The following is a 14,633-nucleotide window of genomic DNA, read 5'->3' as shown; positions in this document are numbered from 1 at the left end:
GGCAGGAATATCCAGCCTTTCCCTGTTCTGAGGGTTGGATATGTTAAACTTTAAGATCTTAAGAAAGCAGGAGTTATCATGGCAGTTCAACAAAATAAGAAGACCCCATCGAAGCGCGGCATGCACCGTGCCCACGATTTTCTGGTTGCACCTCCGCTGGCTATCGAGCCAACGACTGGTGAAACACATCTGCGCCACCACATCAGCCCGAACGGCTTTTACCGTGGCCGTAAAGTGTTGAAGACCAAGAACGACGAGTAATACTTACTTGTTCTTGCGATGCAGGTCGAAGGCGGCGCGATGAGTTTCTCAGGGCGCCGTTTTTGTATGCCGACACATCCTTCCTTGCGTCATTTTGAATCGCGCCCAATCTGCCTCATAATACGGCTTAGAGTAGGCACTGAATCAAAACAATGACAATCAAAATTTCTATCGACTGCATGGGTGGCGATCACGGCCCGTCGGTTACCGTTCCTGCTGCAGTTTCATTTGCCAACCGCGAGCCTGAGGCCGAGTTGGTGCTGGTTGGCCTCGAGGAAGAAATCCGGGCGCAACTGAAAAAGCACAAGGCGAGTTCCCATCCGCGTTTATCGGTGCACCATGCATCCGAAGTGGTGACGATGGACGATTCCATCGAAACCGCATTACGCCGCAAAAAAGATTCCTCGATGCGTGTCGCCCTGCGCCTGGTCAAAGACCAGCAAGTGCAGGCATGCGTGTCGGCCGGCAATACCGGCGCCCTGATGGCTGTTTCCCGCTATCTGCTGAAGACCTTGCACGGCGTCGACCGCCCGGCGATCTGCACCATCCTCCCCAACCAGAAAGACGGTCCGACTTACATGCTCGACCTGGGCGCCAACGTCGATTGCGAACCTGTGCATCTGCACCAGTTTGCCTTGATGGGATCGGCCCTGGTGTCGGCCATGGAAGGCAAGCCGCGGCCGACGATCGGTTTGCTGAATGTCGGCGAAGAAGCGATCAAGGGCAATGAAGTGGTCAAGCAGACGGCGGAGCTGCTGCGCGCCGACCATGAAAAAGGCATCCTGAATTTCTACGGCAATGTCGAAGGCAACGATATCTTCGAAGGCACCACCGACATCGTCGTCTGCGACGGTTTTGTCGGCAATGTCACGCTCAAGGCTTCCGAGGGCCTGGGCCGTTTCGTCAAGACCGTCTTAACGACCGAATTCAAGAGCGGCCTCCTGAACATGCTGGGCGCCGTCATCGCCCGCGGCGCCATCAAGGCCATCTCGCGCCGCCTCAATCCTTCGCGCTATAACGGCGCCAGCCTGCTGGGTTTGCGCGGACTGGTTTTCAAGAGTCACGGCGGCGCCGACGCCTATGGCTACGAGTGGGCCATACAGCGTGCATTCGATGCAGCCAAATATGATGTATTGTCTCGTATTGCGACCACGATTGCGGAGCTGATGCCGCAGGCCGACACCCCGGATGGCGCGAATGGCGGATCGGGCGAAATCGTTAATACTGAATCAACCCAACAAAAGACAGCATGACTACATATAGCAAAATTGTCGGTACCGGCAGCTATTTGCCGCCGAAACGGGTAAGCAACCAGGAACTCACTGCGCAGCTTGCCGAGAAGGGCATAGAGACGTCGCACGAATGGATTTTCTCGCGCAGCGGCATCGCCGCGCGCCATTACGCTGAAGCCGATGTGCAATCCAGCGATCTCGCGGTAGCCGCAGCCAGGCAGGCGCTGGACATGGCGCGCATGCAGCCCGACGATATCGACCTGGTGATCGTCGCCACCTCGACTCCCGATCATTTCGGCGGTTTCCCCAGCACTGCCTGCGTAGTGCAGCAAAAGCTCGGCATCGTCAACGGCGGTGCGGCGTTTGACGTGCAGGCGGTATGCAGCGGGTTTGTGTATGCAGTCTCGATCGCGGACAGTTTCATCAAGTCCGGCGCGCACAAGAACGTGCTGGTGATCGGCACCGAGGTTTTTTCGCGGATCCTGAATTTTGAAGACCGCACCACTTGCGTGCTGTTCGGCGACGGCGCCGGCGCGGTGGTCATGACTGCTTCCGCCGAGCCGGGCATTCTCGCCACCAAGCTGCACGCCGACGGCCGCCACAAGGACATCCTGTGCGTTCCGGGCAAGGTCAATGCCGGCGTGGTCGAGGGCAGCGCTTATCTGTACATGGACGGCCAGGCGGTGTTCAAGCTGGCGGTCTCGGTACTGGAAAAAGTCGCCAACGAAACCTTGCAGATGGCCGGCATGTCGGCCTCCGAGATCGACTGGCTGATTCCGCACCAGGCCAATATCCGCATCATGCAAAGCACCGCCCGCAAGCTGGGCCTGGACAACGAGCGCATGGTGGTGACGGTCGACCAGCATGGCAATACTTCGGCGGCTTCGATTCCGCTGGCGCTGGACCAGGCGGTACGCGATGGCCGCGTCAAGCCCGGCCACAACGTCATGATGGAAGGCGTAGGCGGCGGCTTTACATGGGGTGCGATCCTGGCCCGCATGTAAGGAGACCTTTAAGGACCTACTGCAAGGTTTACAAGTGCGCCAATCTCTGCCCTGGGCTGTACCTCCGTACAGCTGCGCTTCTCGGACAGACCTTGGGCCAAGTCAGCGTAGCTGAGGCTACGGTCTTTAAAGGCCTCCTAAGCTACTGTAAGCATGTGTTTAATAAATTTGATACCCATTTAGGTAAGGCATGAATAAATTCGCGTTTGTTTTTCCGGGCCAGGGTTCGCAAGCCGTTGGCATGCTGAACGGTTTTGCCGATAACCCGGTAGTAAAAGATACTGTCGCAGAGGCTTCCGAGGCGCTGAAGTTCGATCTCGGCAAGCTGATTGCCGAAGGGCCGAAAGAAGAGCTGGACCTGACTACCAACACGCAGCCGGTCATGCTGACCGCGGCGGTCGCCTGCTATCGGGCCTGGCTGGCTGCGGGCGGCAAGGCGCCGGCGCTGGTCGCCGGGCACAGCCTGGGCGAGTATTCGGCGCTGGTTGCCGCCGGTGTGATCGCGTTCAAGGATGCCGTGCCGCTGGTGCGGTTCCGGGCGCAGGCGATGCAGCAGGCGGTGCCGGTCGGGCAGGGTGGCATGGCGGTTATCCTCGGCTTGTCGGATGAGGACGTGCGTGCGGTCTGCGCGGCCGCGGCCCAGGGCGAAATCGTCGAGGCGGTGAATTTCAATGCGCCGGCGCAGGTGGTCATCGCCGGCCATAAGGGGGCGATCGAACGCGCTTGCGTCGCCGCCAAGGAAAAAGGGGCGAAACGCGCCTTGCCATTGCCGGTATCGGCCCCATTTCATTCCTCGTTGCTGAAGCCGGCATCGGACCGTTTGCGCGAATACATGCAAGGCCTGGTTTTCGCTGCACCGCAGATTGCGCTGATCAATAACGTCGATGTCGCCATCGTCAATGATCCGGCAGCCATCAAGGATGCGCTGGTGCGGCAGGCGGCCAGCCCGGTGCGCTGGGTGGAAACGGTGCAGAAGATTGCCGCCGAAGGCGTCACCCATGTGGTGGAATGCGGTCCGGGCAAGGTTCTTGCTGGCCTGACCAAGCGTATTAATGACAGCCTGATCGGCGACATGATTGTCGACCAGGCGTCACTGGATAAAATGTTGGAGACTTTCAAGTGACTTTACCAAATACCGTTTTACAGGATTTAATCGGCCAGGTAGCGTTGGTCACCGGCGCATCGCGCGGCATCGGCCGGGCCATTGCGCTGCAGTTGCTGCAGCGTGGTGCCAAGGTGGTCGGCACGGCAACTTCGGAGGCGGGTGCGGCGGCAATTTCGGAATACCTGGAGGCCAGCCAGCCGGGAAACGGCCGCGGCATCGTGCTCGATGTGAACGACGCAGCCGGCTGTGCGGCGGCGGTCGAGCTGGCGCACAAGGAGTTCGGCGGATTGTCGATTCTTGTCAATAATGCAGGCATCACCAAGGACCAGCTGGCGATGCGCATGAAGGACGAGGACTGGGACGCCGTCATTTCGACCAACCTGACCGCGGTGGCGCGTTTGTCGCGCGCCGTCTTGCGTGGCATGATGAAGGCCAAGCATGGCCGCATCATCAATATCACTTCGGTGGTCGGTTCGGCCGGCAATCCGGGGCAAATGAATTATGCTGCAGCCAAGGCCGGCGTTTCCGGCATGAGCCGTGCGCTGGCGCGCGAGATCGGCAGCCGCAATATCACGGTCAACTGCGTTGCGCCCGGTTTTATCGATACCGACATGACCAAGGCCCTGGGCGAAGAGCAGCACGCGGCATTGCTGCAGCAGATCCCGCTGGGGCGGCTGGGCGCTGCGGAAGAGGTGGCGGCGGCCGTGGTTTTCCTGGCGTCGCCGCAGGCCAGCTACATTACGGGCAGCACTTTGCACGTAAATGGCGGCATGTACATGAGTTGATCATGCACTGAAGCAAGTTTGCAGTTCTGGGCTTATTTCAGAGTTAAATGTAAGTTGTATCTATTTAGAAGCTTTTGACGTAGTTTTATTAAATATTAAAGACTAATGTCGAAAGTAAATTTTCAATGCGCAAACCTGCTAAAATGCGCGCACTTTCTGTAACCTAATGGAGGCATCACATGTCCGATATCGAACAACGCGTTAAAAAAATCGTCGCTGAGCAACTGGGCGTCGCAGAAGCTGACATCAAGACCGAGTCGTCGTTTGTCAACGATCTGGGTGCTGATTCGCTCGACACAGTTGAACTGGTGATGGCGCTGGAAGATGAGTTCGAAATGGAAATCCCTGACGAACAAGCTGAAAAGATCACTACAGTGCAACAGGCTATCGATTACGCTACGGCTCACGTTAAGGCCTAAGCAAGCTTTGAATGTATCCGGGAGAACCGCTTGAACCGCACACGTGAACGTCGCGTTGTGATCACTGGCCTGGGTTGCATTTCACCGGTCGGCAATACGATTGCCGATGCGTGGAATGCGATTATCTCAGGCAAATCAGGGATCGCAGCCATCACTAAGTTTGACGCTGCCGCTCTTTCCACGCGTTTTGCGGGAGAAGTGAAGGGCTTCAATATCGAGGATTACATTCCCGCCAGAGAAGCACGGCATATGGATACCTTTATCCACTATGGCATGGCGGCGGGGATGCAGGCGATGCAAGACAGTGGCCTGGAAGTAACTGAAGCTAATGCTGAGCGGATTGGCGTCATCATCGGCTCCGGCATTGGCGGCTTGCCGTTGATCGAAGAAACGCATGCCGAACTGACCGCTCGCGGCCCGCGCCGGATCAGTCCGTTCTTCATCCCGGCATCGATCATTAACATGATTTCCGGCAACCTGTCGATCAAATACGGTCTGAAAGGACCGAATCTGGCGATCGTGACTGCCTGCACCACGGGCTTGCATTCCATCGGCGCAGCCGGCCGCATGATCCAGTATGGCGATGCTGACGTGATGATCGCCGGCGGTGCGGAATCAAGCGTGTCGCCGCTGGGGGTTGGCGGTTTTGCGTCGGCGCGCGCCTTGTCGACGCGTAACGACGATCCCGCTACCGCCTCGCGCCCGTGGGACAAGGACCGCGACGGTTTTGTATTGGGCGAAGGCGCCGGCGTGCTGGTGCTCGAAGAATACGAACACGCCAAGGCGCGCGGCGCCAAGATTTACGCGGAACTGCTCGGCTTCGGCATGAGCGGCGATGCTTACCACATGACTGCGCCAAGCCTGGACGGTCCGCGTCGCTGCATAGGCAACGCCTTGCGCGATGCCGGCATCAACCCTGACCAGGTGCAGTACCTGAATGCGCACGGTACTTCGACCCCTCCTGGCGACAAGAATGAAACCGAAGCGATCAAGGCGGCTTTCGGCGACCATGCTTATAAACTGGTGGTCAATTCGACCAAGTCGATGACCGGCCATTTACTGGGCGGCGCCGGTGGCCTGGAGTCGGTGTTTACCGTGCTGGCCTTGCACAATCAGATCTCGCCGCCGACCACCAATATTTTCAACCAGGATCCTGAATGCGATCTTGATTACTGCGCCAATACCGCGCGCGACATGAAAATAGACATCGCGGTCAAAAACTCATTCGGCTTTGGCGGCACGAATGGCACCCTGGTTTTTGGCAAAATCTAGTGTAGTGTTTCACACGTAATGGCGCTTAAGAAATGGTGTATTTTCGTGTCAGGCTAGGCGCAAACCGGAGCGATAGCGGGACTATCGCGAGGATTTGCAACGACGCATGGCGCGAAAAGACGCCGTTTATTAAGTGTCATTATGTGCGAAACGCTACACTAATTTTTGCCGCAGGCTTCGAACCGGCCTCCGCGGATGCCGGTTCGAAATTCGTTTTAAACCCGTCATGATGTCGATCTCCCTGTCAGCCGTGATCCAGCCCTCCAAGATATTGTCGGCGCTGGTTGGTCTGCAATGTCTGCTGGCCGCATCGACAGGGGGCCTGATTGCCGCCGGCGTTGTCGGCGATCTGGCGTTACCCGAGCGCCTTGCTCTGGCCCTGCTGTGTTTGGCAGCGGCTATTTGCGGAATAACGCGCTACTATCGTAGCAGACACGCAGTTCACATCGATATTTCCGGAAGCGGCCGCCTCAGGATTGCCGATATGGCAACTGCACAAGCCGCGCCCACTGCAAAACAGATGCCATCGCCAGCGAAATTGCTTGAAGGCACCACTCTCTGGTCACATTTACTGCTGCTGCGCCTTCGATTGGATAGCGGCTCGGTCCGAACAATCGCTATACTGCCTGATTGTGTGTCTCACGATACTTTCAGAAATTTATCCGTGGCATGTCGCTGGATTGCATCACAGGCGAACGCGGGCGAATAAAGCGGGACTCTCTGGATTGGATAATGAATAAGCATGTTATTGAACTTTTGTTATTGCTTGCTATCTATTTTCGCGCCCGTATGCAAGTCGCAACAAAACAAGGGAATGGGGATTGACGACAGAACGCGAAATTGATCAACTGCTTGTCGAGCGTGTACAGCGTGGCGATAAGAAGGCGTTCGAGCTCTTGGTTATCAAATACCAACGCAAGCTGATGCGTCTTGTTTCGCGGCTGGTGCGCGACCAGGCAGAAGCCGAGGATGTTGTGCAGGAAGCCTTTATCAAGGCTTACCGGGCGCTGCCTCAGTTTAGGGGCGACTCGGCCTTTTATACCTGGTTGTATCGGATTGGCATTAATACTGCTAAGAACTATCTTGTGACGCAAGGGCGCAGGGCGCCGACCTCAACCGAGGCAAATTCAGAGGAAGCAGAAACTTTTGACGATGGCGAGCAACTAAGGGATATAAACACTCCAGAATCCTTGCTGGCCACCAAGCAGATAGCACAAACAGTGAATACTGCGATGGAGGCGCTGCCGGCGGAACTGCGTACGGCGATTACCTTGCGCGAGATTGAGGGATTGAGTTATGACGAAATTGCTGAAGCAATGGGATGTCCGATAGGAACGGTACGCAGTCGGATATTTAGAGCACGGGAAGCTATCGCAGATAAGTTGAGGCCATTGCTGGATACGGCCATCGACAAACGTTGGTAAAAAAGATAGCGGTTTTTCGGGAACGAAGGGGTTGGCCAGGTTTTAAGGTGACTTATGAATACCAAAGATATAACCCAAGAGCAGATCTCTGCCTTGGCTGACGGGGAATTGTCCAACGCCTATGTGGATATGGCGCTGGCGGCTTTGCGTCAGGCAGAGGGCCGCGACACGTGGGACGTCTATCACCAGATAGGCGACATTATGCGTTCGGACGATATGGCGTTGACCATGAGTGCGGATTTTTCCGCCCGCATGGCGGCGCGGTTGGAGGCTGAGCCGGCTATCATTGCCGCGCCCTTGGCCGTCACTTCGCAGCCATCGGAACAGATTGCTGTCGGTGGCGGCCAGCCTCTCCACGCCGGTGGCACAGGCGTCAGACGTTCGATCAAGCGCTTTGCCTTGCCAGGCATGGCGGCTGCGGCGGTAGCGGCTGCAGCGTTCATCATCACTCCGCAGACGGCCGTGGTCGGCGTCGGCGGTCCTTCGGCAGCGCCGCAGCTCGCCCTGGCGTCCGCTTCCGCGGTCAGCGACGATCATGTCGTCACGCATTCCGGAGTAGTGCTGCGGGATTCGCGGATGGATGAATATCTGACGGCGCATCAACGTTTCTCTCCTTCCCTTTATAGCGCTGCGCAATACGCACGGCCGGCCACATTTGCCCCTGATGCTAATAACTAACATGCGGCAGACGCGGGTCTTGCTGGGAGTCGTTCTGTCGCTGGTCATGGTGCTTTCCGCGCATGCGGAAAGCATCGACGCCGCAAATGCGGCCGACAAGCAGGAAGCGCAGGCGCTGTTGAAAAAAATCCAGTCAGCGGCGCAAAAGCTGAATTATTCGGGTACTTTCATCTACCAGCAGGCGAACCAGATACGCACCTCGCGTATCACGCATGTGCTGGAAGGCCGGAATGAAGTAGAGAAGCTGGAAATTCTCGACGGCCAGCCGCGCGAATATATCCGGCGTAACGAGGATGTCACCGGCTATATGCCGGAGACCCGCACCAAGATCGTCGAGAAACGGGTCACGCAAGACGGTTTTCCGGCCATCCTGGCGGCGTTGCCGGCTGACCTGACCGAATATTACAATGTCAAATTGGGCGAGACCGGGCGGGTTGCCGGTTTCGATTGCCAGGCCGTGCTGCTGGAGCCTAGAGACAATATGCGCTACGGCTACAAGCTGTGGGCGGAAAAAATTTCCGGCCTGCTGTTGCGAGCGCAAACGCTGAACGGCAAGAATGAGATCGTCGAGCAGATTTCCTTTACCCAGATCAACATAGGCAACATCGATCGCAGCCACCTGAAGCCGAGCTTTGGCAACACCAGTTCCTGGCATACGGAAAACAGCCTGATCAACCCGGCCAACCTGAACGAGTGGACGGTGACCGGCATGCCTCCCGGTTTCAAGAAAGTGCGCGAACTCAAGCGCATGGTGGCCGATGCGCCGCCGGCCAAGGGCGCTGTCGGCATGGCGGCAATGCGGCGCGAAGTGTCGCAGCTGATTTTTTCTGACGGACTGGTGGCGATTTCGATCTTTATCGAGCCAGGCAGCCAGAGCCGTACCGAAGGATCCTTGCAGCAGGGAGCATTGAATATCGTCGGCAAGCGGCAAGGAGATTATTGGCTGACGATTGTGGGCGATGTGCCGCCTGCGGCGATGAGGCAGGTGGCGAATTCGATTGAACTCAAAAACAAATAAAACTCTATGACTACGAAAATGCCGGTTCCGCTTCGTTCCGTTTTATCTGCAATGGTTGTCGCCGTCGTTGCACCTGTTGCAGCCACTTTTTTTGTTCCCGCCGTGATGGGCATCGGCCCCCAGGCGATCGCCGCGCCGGTATCCGGCCTGCCGGACTTTACCGACATCGTCGAGAAGACCGGCCCTGCGGTAGTCAATATCCGCACCACTGAAAAAATCAAAGGCGGCGCCGGCCAGGGTGATTCCGGCGATCCCAGCGACGATGAAATGCAGGATTTTTTCCGGCGCTTTTTCGGCGTCCCGATTCCCAACATGCCGCGCCCCCAGGTTCCTGGCCAGCGCGGCCGCAAGGCTGATCCCAAGCAGCAGGAAGAAGTGCCGCGCGGCGTCGGTTCCGGTTTCGTGATTTCGGCCGACGGTTATGTCATGACCAATGCCCACGTGATCGACGGCGCCAGCGAAGTATATGTGACGCTGACCGACAAGCGCGAATTCAAGGCCAAGGTGATCGGCGCCGATACCCGCAGCGACGTTGCCTTGCTGAAAATTGACGGCGCCAACTTGCCGCGCCTGACGATGGGCGATTCCGACAAGATCAAGGCTGGCGAATGGGTGCTGGCGATCGGTTCGCCGTTCGGCCTGGAAAACACCGTGACCGCCGGCATCATTTCGGCCAAAGCGCGCGACACCGGCGACTACCTGCCGCTGATCCAGACCGACGTCGCGGTCAACCCCGGCAATTCCGGCGGTCCCCTGATCAACATGCGCGGCGAAGTGGTCGGCATCAACTCGCAGATCTACAGCCGCTCCGGCGGCTTCATGGGGATTTCGTTTGCGGTGCCGATCGACGAAGCCATGCGCGTGTCGGACCAGCTGAAGGCGTCGGGCAAGGTGACGCGCGGCCGGATCGGCGTGCAGATCGGCGAAGTGACCAAGGACGTGGCCGAATCGCTGGGCTTGCCCAAGGCGGAGGGCGCGCTGGTGGCCCGGGTCGAAGCCGACGGACCGGCGGCCAAGGCTGGCCTGCAGGCGGGCGACATCATCTTGAAATTCAATGGCGTGGCGATCGACAAGGCTAACGATTTGCCGCGTCTGGTCGGCAATACCAAGCCGGGCGCGCGCGGCACCATCAGCGTCTGGCGCAAAGGCAGCAGCCGCGACTTCCCGATCACGATCACCGAGCTGGCGGCCGACAAAATCGCCGCCGACGATGACGTCAAACCGAAGAAGGAGCAGGTCGCCAATGCGCTCGGCCTGACGGTGAGCGACCTGAGCGACGCCAGGAAGAAAGAGCTGGGCGTGGACGGCGGCGTGCTGATCGAGACCGCCGAGGGCAGTGCGGCGCGGGTCGGCCTGCGTGCCGGCGACGTGGTGCAGCGCCTGAACAACACCGATATCAAGGACGCCAAGCAGTTCAACGCCCTGGTCGCCAAGCTGGAGCCGAAAAAAATGGCGGTGCTGCTGGTGCGCCGCGGCGAGTCGTCGCAATTCGTGCCGCTGCGTCCAAGCAACTGATTGCGCTGGGAGCGATAGTCCGAAGCTGCAGGCCGTAACGGCCTGCAGCTTTTTGTTTTTGCCGGCTCGCGGCCGCTGCGCAATTGCCGTATTTGCCAGGTTCTGGAGTATTCATGTCAACACCGCATTTCATTCTGTATAACCGTTCCTACTGCCACCTCTGCGAAGACATGCTGCAGGCGTTGCTGGCTTTGCAGGCGCCCGATGAAAACGCCCCGGGCTGGTTCACGGTCGAATTGATCGATGTCGATGCGGACCCGGAACTGGTGGCCAGGTACGATGAGCTGGTCCCTGTGCTTGCCGGGGTCAGGGACGGCCAGCCGGCCGTGCAGCTTTGCCATTATTTTCTCGATGTCGATGCCGTGAGGGGGTTTTTGGGTGGGATCGCCTAGATGGGGTCGCCTAGACGGGATCGCCTAGATGAGGGCGGCTGAGCTGCCGCGTCCCAGGCATCAGAATGCATGACGATACCGCAATCATTGTTTCCTAATGGAAACAATTTTCTGCATACCCCTGCCGTCAAGCATGAAAAGACACTCTTGCAGCCCTTGTTTTAAGGTGCTTTTAAGATACTTGTAGGAGTATGTTGATAAAACGCTTTCCTTGTTAAACTGGCGGCAATATCTTCAGGCCTTTGATTTGTCGGTTTTCCCCTCTGAAATCCGGTAAAATGGCGGCACTGAATAACCTGTCATAAAAGGCGCTCGCCTGGGACACAGGTGCAAGGTTTCGTGAAATGCGAAACACTGTACCGAACCCGGCTCAGAGCGCTTTTTTTGTAATCGCGTCTGTCAATGAACAACATCCGTAATTTCTCCATCATCGCCCACATCGACCACGGTAAATCGACCCTGGCGGACCGCATCATCCAATCTTGCGGCGGCTTGTCTGATCGTGAAATGGAAGCCCAGGTGCTCGACTCCATGGATATCGAGCGCGAGCGCGGCATCACGATCAAGGCCCAGACCGCGGCGCTCTCCTACAAGGCGCTGGATGGCCAGATCTATAACCTGAACCTGATCGATACCCCAGGCCACGTCGACTTCAGCTATGAAGTCAGCCGTTCGCTGTCGGCCTGCGAAGGCGCGCTGCTGGTGGTCGACGCCTCGCAAGGGGTGGAAGCCCAGACCGTGGCCAACTGCTATACCGCGCTCGATCTCGGCGTGGAAGTGGTGCCGGTGCTGAACAAGATCGACCTGCCTTCCGCCGATCCTGACAATGCGATTGCTGAAATCGAAGACGTGATCGGGATCGACGCCCACGATGCCGTGCATTGCTCGGCCAAGACCGGCCTCGGCGTGCGCGAAGTGCTGGAATCGCTGATCGTCAAGGTGCCGCCGCCGAAAGGCGATCCGGACGCTCCTTTGCAGGCCCTGATTGTCGATTCCTGGTTCGACAACTATGTCGGCGTCGTGATGCTGGTGCGTATCAAGAACGGCACTTTGCGTCCCAAGGACAAGATCCTGCTGATGGCCACCGGGTCGCAGCACCTGACTGAAAGCGTCGGCGTGTTCACCCCTAAGTCGCAGGCCCGCGAATCGCTGTCCGCCGGCCAAGTGGGCTTCATCATCGCCGGCATCAAGGAACTCAAGGCAGCCAAGGTCGGCGATACCGTCACCCTGGCTTCCAAGCCTGCAGCCGCGGCCTTGCCCGGTTTTAAGGAAGTGCAGCCGCAAGTGTTCGCCGGCCTGTTCCCGGTCGAAGCGAACCAGTACGACGCGCTGCGCGACTCGCTGGAAAAACTCAAGCTGAACGACGCCGCCCTGCAGTACGAACCTGAAGTATCGCAGGCGCTGGGTTTCGGCTTCCGTTGCGGCTTCCTCGGTTTGCTGCACATGGAAATCGTCCAGGAGCGGCTGGAGCGCGAGTTCGACATGGACTTGATCACCACCGCGCCTACCGTGATCTACGAAGTCGTGAAGCGCGACGGCACCATCATGCTGGTGGACAATCCGTCGAAGATGCCGGATCCGTCGAATATCGAAGAGGTGCGCGAACCTATCGTCACCGTCAACCTGTACATGCCGCAAGAGTATGTCGGCTCGGTCATCACGCTCTGCACCCAGAAGCGCGGGCAGCAGGTCGACATGAGCTACCACGGCAAGCAGGTCAAGCTGACCTATGAAATCCCGATGGCGGAAGTGGTGCTCGATTTCTTCGACCGCCTGAAATCGACCTCGCGCGGTTATGCCTCGATGGATTACGAATTCAAGGAATACCGTTCGGCCGACGTGGTCAAGGTGGACATGCTGATCAACAGCGAAAAAGTCGATGCGCTGGCGATCATCGTGCACCGCGCCAACAGCCAGTACCGTGGCCGTGCCGTCGCCGCCAAGATGCGCGAACTGATTCCGCGCCAGATGTTCGACGTCGCCATCCAGGCGGCGATCGGCGCCAACATCATTTCGCGCGAGAACGTCAAGGCCCTGCGCAAGAACGTGCTGGCGAAATGCTACGGCGGCGATATCAGCCGCAAGCGCAAATTGCTGGAAAAGCAGAAGGCCGGTAAAAAACGGATGAAGCAGGTGGGTTCCGTCGAGATCCCGCAAGAAGCATTCCTGGCAATCTTACAAGTGGATGAAAAATGACATTGCAATCAATTTTAGGAAATTTCGCATTAATCCTGTTTGTCCTGACCGTTGTCACCGGCATCATCTGGTTTTTTGACCGCTTCTACCTGAGCCGGCAGCGGCGCGCCAAGGCCGACGCCGCCCTGGCCGAGTTCGACGCCCGCAACGCCAAGCTGAGCGCCGATGGCATCAAGCTGGAGAACAGCGGCCGCGCGGCGCTGGAAGCGAACCTGCTGCGTCAGCCGACCTGGGTCGAATATTCCGGCAGCTTTTTCCCGGTGATCGCCATGGTGTTCTTCCTGCGCTCGTTCCTGTACGAGCCGTTCAAGATCCCGTCCAGTTCGATGGTGCCGACCCTGCTGGTGGGCGACCTGATCCTAGTCAACAAGTTTACCTACGGTATCCGCCTGCCGATCCTGAACAAAAAAGTGATCGAAGTGAATAAGCCGCAGCGCGGCGACGTGATGGTGTTCAAATATCCCAAGGATATGTCGCTCGATTACATCAAGCGCGTGGTTGGGGTGCCCGGTGATAAAATAACTTACCAAAACAAGCGCTTAACGATTAACGGTCAAGCTCTTTCTTATACGCCGTTGCCGGACTACCTGAATGAAGACACCCTGGATTATTCCCAGCAATTCACGGAAAACCTGTCAAACGTGCAACATACGATCGCAGTACGCAGCGGCCGGCCGCCGATTTCGCTGGAAGGTGTGATGGATTTCCCTAACAAGGATGCCTGTTCCTATAACCCCGAAGGTTTTACCTGTACCGTTCCTGCTGGAAATTATTTCATGATGGGGGATAATCGGGATAACAGCGAAGACAGCCGGTACTGGGGATTTGTACCGGATGAGAATATTGTTGGAAAAGCATTTTTGGTCTGGATGAACCTGGGTAATTTCAAGCGTATCGGCACTTTCTTTAAATAAACCATTTAAAACCATTGCGGAGTCAGGGATGACAAGAATTTCCGGATCTACACGGAAGCAGCAGGGCATTACATTATTCGGCCTGATCGTCATATTGGCGGTGCTCGGCTGTATCGGCGTGCTGATCGCCAAGGTGACGCCGACCACGATCGAATATTTTTCGATCAAGAAAGCGATAGCCAGCGCCAGGACGGCCGGCACTACGGTGCAGGAAATCCAGAATGCGTTCAACAAGCAGGCCGAGGTCGGTTATATCGATGCGATTGCGGGCAAGGACCTGGAAATCACCAAGAATGGCGACGATATCCAGATCAGCTTTGCGTACCAGAAAAAAATCCCGCTGGTCGGGCCTGTCAGCTTGTTGATCGATTACGCGGGCAGCACCGCCAAGTCTTGACCGGTGTTGAACGAAGCAGAA

Annotated in this window: 16 protein-coding genes; all 16 read left to right on the top strand. The window is 57.5% G+C overall.

The window, feature by feature from the left end:
- Positions 1-78 precede the first annotated feature (78 nt).
- The 16 genes from rpmF (at position 79) to CFU_RS14815 (ending at position 14,612) form a co-directional block, all read left to right on the top strand.
- Positions 79-261 carry a 50S ribosomal protein L32 gene (gene rpmF / locus CFU_RS14890; RefSeq protein WP_014006864.1) on the top strand — a complete coding sequence of 61 codons (183 nt, stop codon included), beginning with the start codon at positions 79-81 and terminating at the stop codon, positions 259-261.
- A gap of 152 nt (positions 262-413) precedes the next feature.
- Positions 414-1,514: a phosphate acyltransferase PlsX gene (gene plsX / locus CFU_RS14885; protein WP_014006863.1), complete on the top strand. Its 1,101-nt coding sequence runs from the start codon at positions 414-416 to the stop codon at positions 1,512-1,514.
- A complete protein-coding gene (locus CFU_RS14880) occupies positions 1,511-2,497 on the top strand; it encodes a beta-ketoacyl-ACP synthase III (protein ID WP_014006862.1) in 987 nt (328 codons plus the stop codon). The genes plsX and CFU_RS14880 overlap by 4 nt, the downstream gene beginning before the upstream one ends.
- Positions 2,498-2,687: 190 nt before the next feature.
- Positions 2,688-3,620: an ACP S-malonyltransferase gene (gene fabD / locus CFU_RS14875; RefSeq protein WP_014006861.1), complete on the top strand. Its 933-nt coding sequence runs from the start codon at positions 2,688-2,690 to the stop codon at positions 3,618-3,620.
- Positions 3,617-4,387: a 3-oxoacyl-ACP reductase FabG gene (fabG, locus tag CFU_RS14870; RefSeq protein WP_014006860.1), complete on the top strand. Its 771-nt coding sequence runs from the start codon at positions 3,617-3,619 to the stop codon at positions 4,385-4,387. The genes fabD and fabG overlap by 4 nt, the downstream gene beginning before the upstream one ends.
- 179 nt (positions 4,388-4,566) lie before the next feature.
- Positions 4,567-4,806, top strand: a complete 240-nt coding sequence (gene acpP, locus CFU_RS14865; protein ID WP_014006859.1) for an acyl carrier protein — start codon at positions 4,567-4,569, stop codon at positions 4,804-4,806.
- Between the two features lie 30 nt (positions 4,807-4,836).
- Entirely contained in the window at positions 4,837-6,078 is a 1,242-nt protein-coding gene (gene fabF / locus CFU_RS14860; RefSeq protein ID WP_014006858.1) for a beta-ketoacyl-ACP synthase II, read from the top strand.
- Between the two features lie 226 nt (positions 6,079-6,304).
- The gene (locus CFU_RS14855; protein ID WP_050808603.1) at positions 6,305-6,787 is read left to right on the top strand and encodes a hypothetical protein; all 483 of its coding nucleotides are present in this window, start codon (positions 6,305-6,307) and stop codon (positions 6,785-6,787) included.
- Between the two features lie 112 nt (positions 6,788-6,899).
- Positions 6,900-7,502 (top strand): RNA polymerase sigma factor RpoE, encoded by a 603-nt coding sequence (gene rpoE / locus CFU_RS14850; protein WP_014006857.1) that lies wholly within the window; start codon positions 6,900-6,902, stop codon positions 7,500-7,502.
- Positions 7,503-7,556: 54 nt separating this feature from the next.
- Positions 7,557-8,180: a sigma-E factor negative regulatory protein gene (locus CFU_RS14845; protein WP_014006856.1), complete on the top strand. Its 624-nt coding sequence runs from the start codon at positions 7,557-7,559 to the stop codon at positions 8,178-8,180.
- A complete protein-coding gene (locus CFU_RS14840) occupies positions 8,167-9,198 on the top strand; it encodes a MucB/RseB C-terminal domain-containing protein (RefSeq protein ID WP_238531319.1) in 1,032 nt (343 codons plus the stop codon). The genes CFU_RS14845 and CFU_RS14840 overlap by 14 nt, the downstream gene beginning before the upstream one ends.
- A gap of 51 nt (positions 9,199-9,249) precedes the next feature.
- Positions 9,250-10,713 carry a DegQ family serine endoprotease gene (locus CFU_RS14835; protein ID WP_238531318.1) on the top strand — a complete coding sequence of 488 codons (1,464 nt, stop codon included), beginning with the start codon at positions 9,250-9,252 and terminating at the stop codon, positions 10,711-10,713.
- Between the two features lie 113 nt (positions 10,714-10,826).
- On the top strand, positions 10,827-11,105 hold the full coding sequence (locus tag CFU_RS14830; RefSeq protein ID WP_041742120.1) for a glutaredoxin family protein: 279 nt from the start codon (positions 10,827-10,829) through the stop codon (positions 11,103-11,105).
- Positions 11,106-11,507: 402 nt separating this feature from the next.
- Entirely contained in the window at positions 11,508-13,301 is a 1,794-nt protein-coding gene (gene lepA, locus CFU_RS14825) for a translation elongation factor 4 (RefSeq protein WP_014006852.1), read from the top strand.
- Positions 13,298-14,215, top strand: coding sequence for a signal peptidase I (lepB, locus tag CFU_RS14820; protein WP_014006851.1), 918 nt, complete (start codon positions 13,298-13,300; stop codon positions 14,213-14,215). The genes lepA and lepB overlap by 4 nt, the downstream gene beginning before the upstream one ends.
- Positions 14,216-14,243: 28 nt before the next feature.
- On the top strand, positions 14,244-14,612 hold the full coding sequence (locus tag CFU_RS14815) for a DUF4845 domain-containing protein (protein WP_014006850.1): 369 nt from the start codon (positions 14,244-14,246) through the stop codon (positions 14,610-14,612).
- Positions 14,613-14,633: the final 21 nt, after the last annotated feature.

Source organism: Collimonas fungivorans Ter331 (assembly GCF_000221045.1).
Taxonomy (GTDB): Bacteria; Pseudomonadota; Gammaproteobacteria; order Burkholderiales; family Burkholderiaceae_D; genus Collimonas; species Collimonas fungivorans_A.
Note: the sequence above shows the minus strand (reverse complement) of the source record. Positions and strands in the feature narration are given on the sequence as shown.

Excerpts from the sequence above, each read along its gene's own strand:
- lepB (WP_014006851.1), top strand. The coding sequence starts at position 13,298 with ATGACATTGCAATCAATTTTAGGAAATTTCGCATTAATCCTGTTTGTC.
- plsX (WP_014006863.1), top strand. The coding sequence starts at position 414 with ATGACAATCAAAATTTCTATCGACTGCATGGGTGGCGATCACGGCCCG.
- CFU_RS14855 (WP_050808603.1), top strand. The coding sequence starts at position 6,305 with ATGATGTCGATCTCCCTGTCAGCCGTGATCCAGCCCTCCAAGATATTG.
- CFU_RS14835 (WP_238531318.1), top strand. The coding sequence starts at position 9,250 with ATGGTTGTCGCCGTCGTTGCACCTGTTGCAGCCACTTTTTTTGTTCCC.
- rpmF (WP_014006864.1), top strand. The coding sequence starts at position 79 with ATGGCAGTTCAACAAAATAAGAAGACCCCATCGAAGCGCGGCATGCAC.
- CFU_RS14880 (WP_014006862.1), top strand. The coding sequence starts at position 1,511 with ATGACTACATATAGCAAAATTGTCGGTACCGGCAGCTATTTGCCGCCG.
- CFU_RS14815 (WP_014006850.1), top strand. The coding sequence starts at position 14,244 with ATGACAAGAATTTCCGGATCTACACGGAAGCAGCAGGGCATTACATTA.
- CFU_RS14830 (WP_041742120.1), top strand. The coding sequence starts at position 10,827 with ATGTCAACACCGCATTTCATTCTGTATAACCGTTCCTACTGCCACCTC.
- CFU_RS14840 (WP_238531319.1), top strand. The coding sequence starts at position 8,167 with ATGCTAATAACTAACATGCGGCAGACGCGGGTCTTGCTGGGAGTCGTT.
- acpP (WP_014006859.1), top strand. The coding sequence starts at position 4,567 with ATGTCCGATATCGAACAACGCGTTAAAAAAATCGTCGCTGAGCAACTG.
- fabD (WP_014006861.1), top strand. The coding sequence starts at position 2,688 with ATGAATAAATTCGCGTTTGTTTTTCCGGGCCAGGGTTCGCAAGCCGTT.
- lepA (WP_014006852.1), top strand. The coding sequence starts at position 11,508 with ATGAACAACATCCGTAATTTCTCCATCATCGCCCACATCGACCACGGT.
- CFU_RS14845 (WP_014006856.1), top strand. The coding sequence starts at position 7,557 with ATGAATACCAAAGATATAACCCAAGAGCAGATCTCTGCCTTGGCTGAC.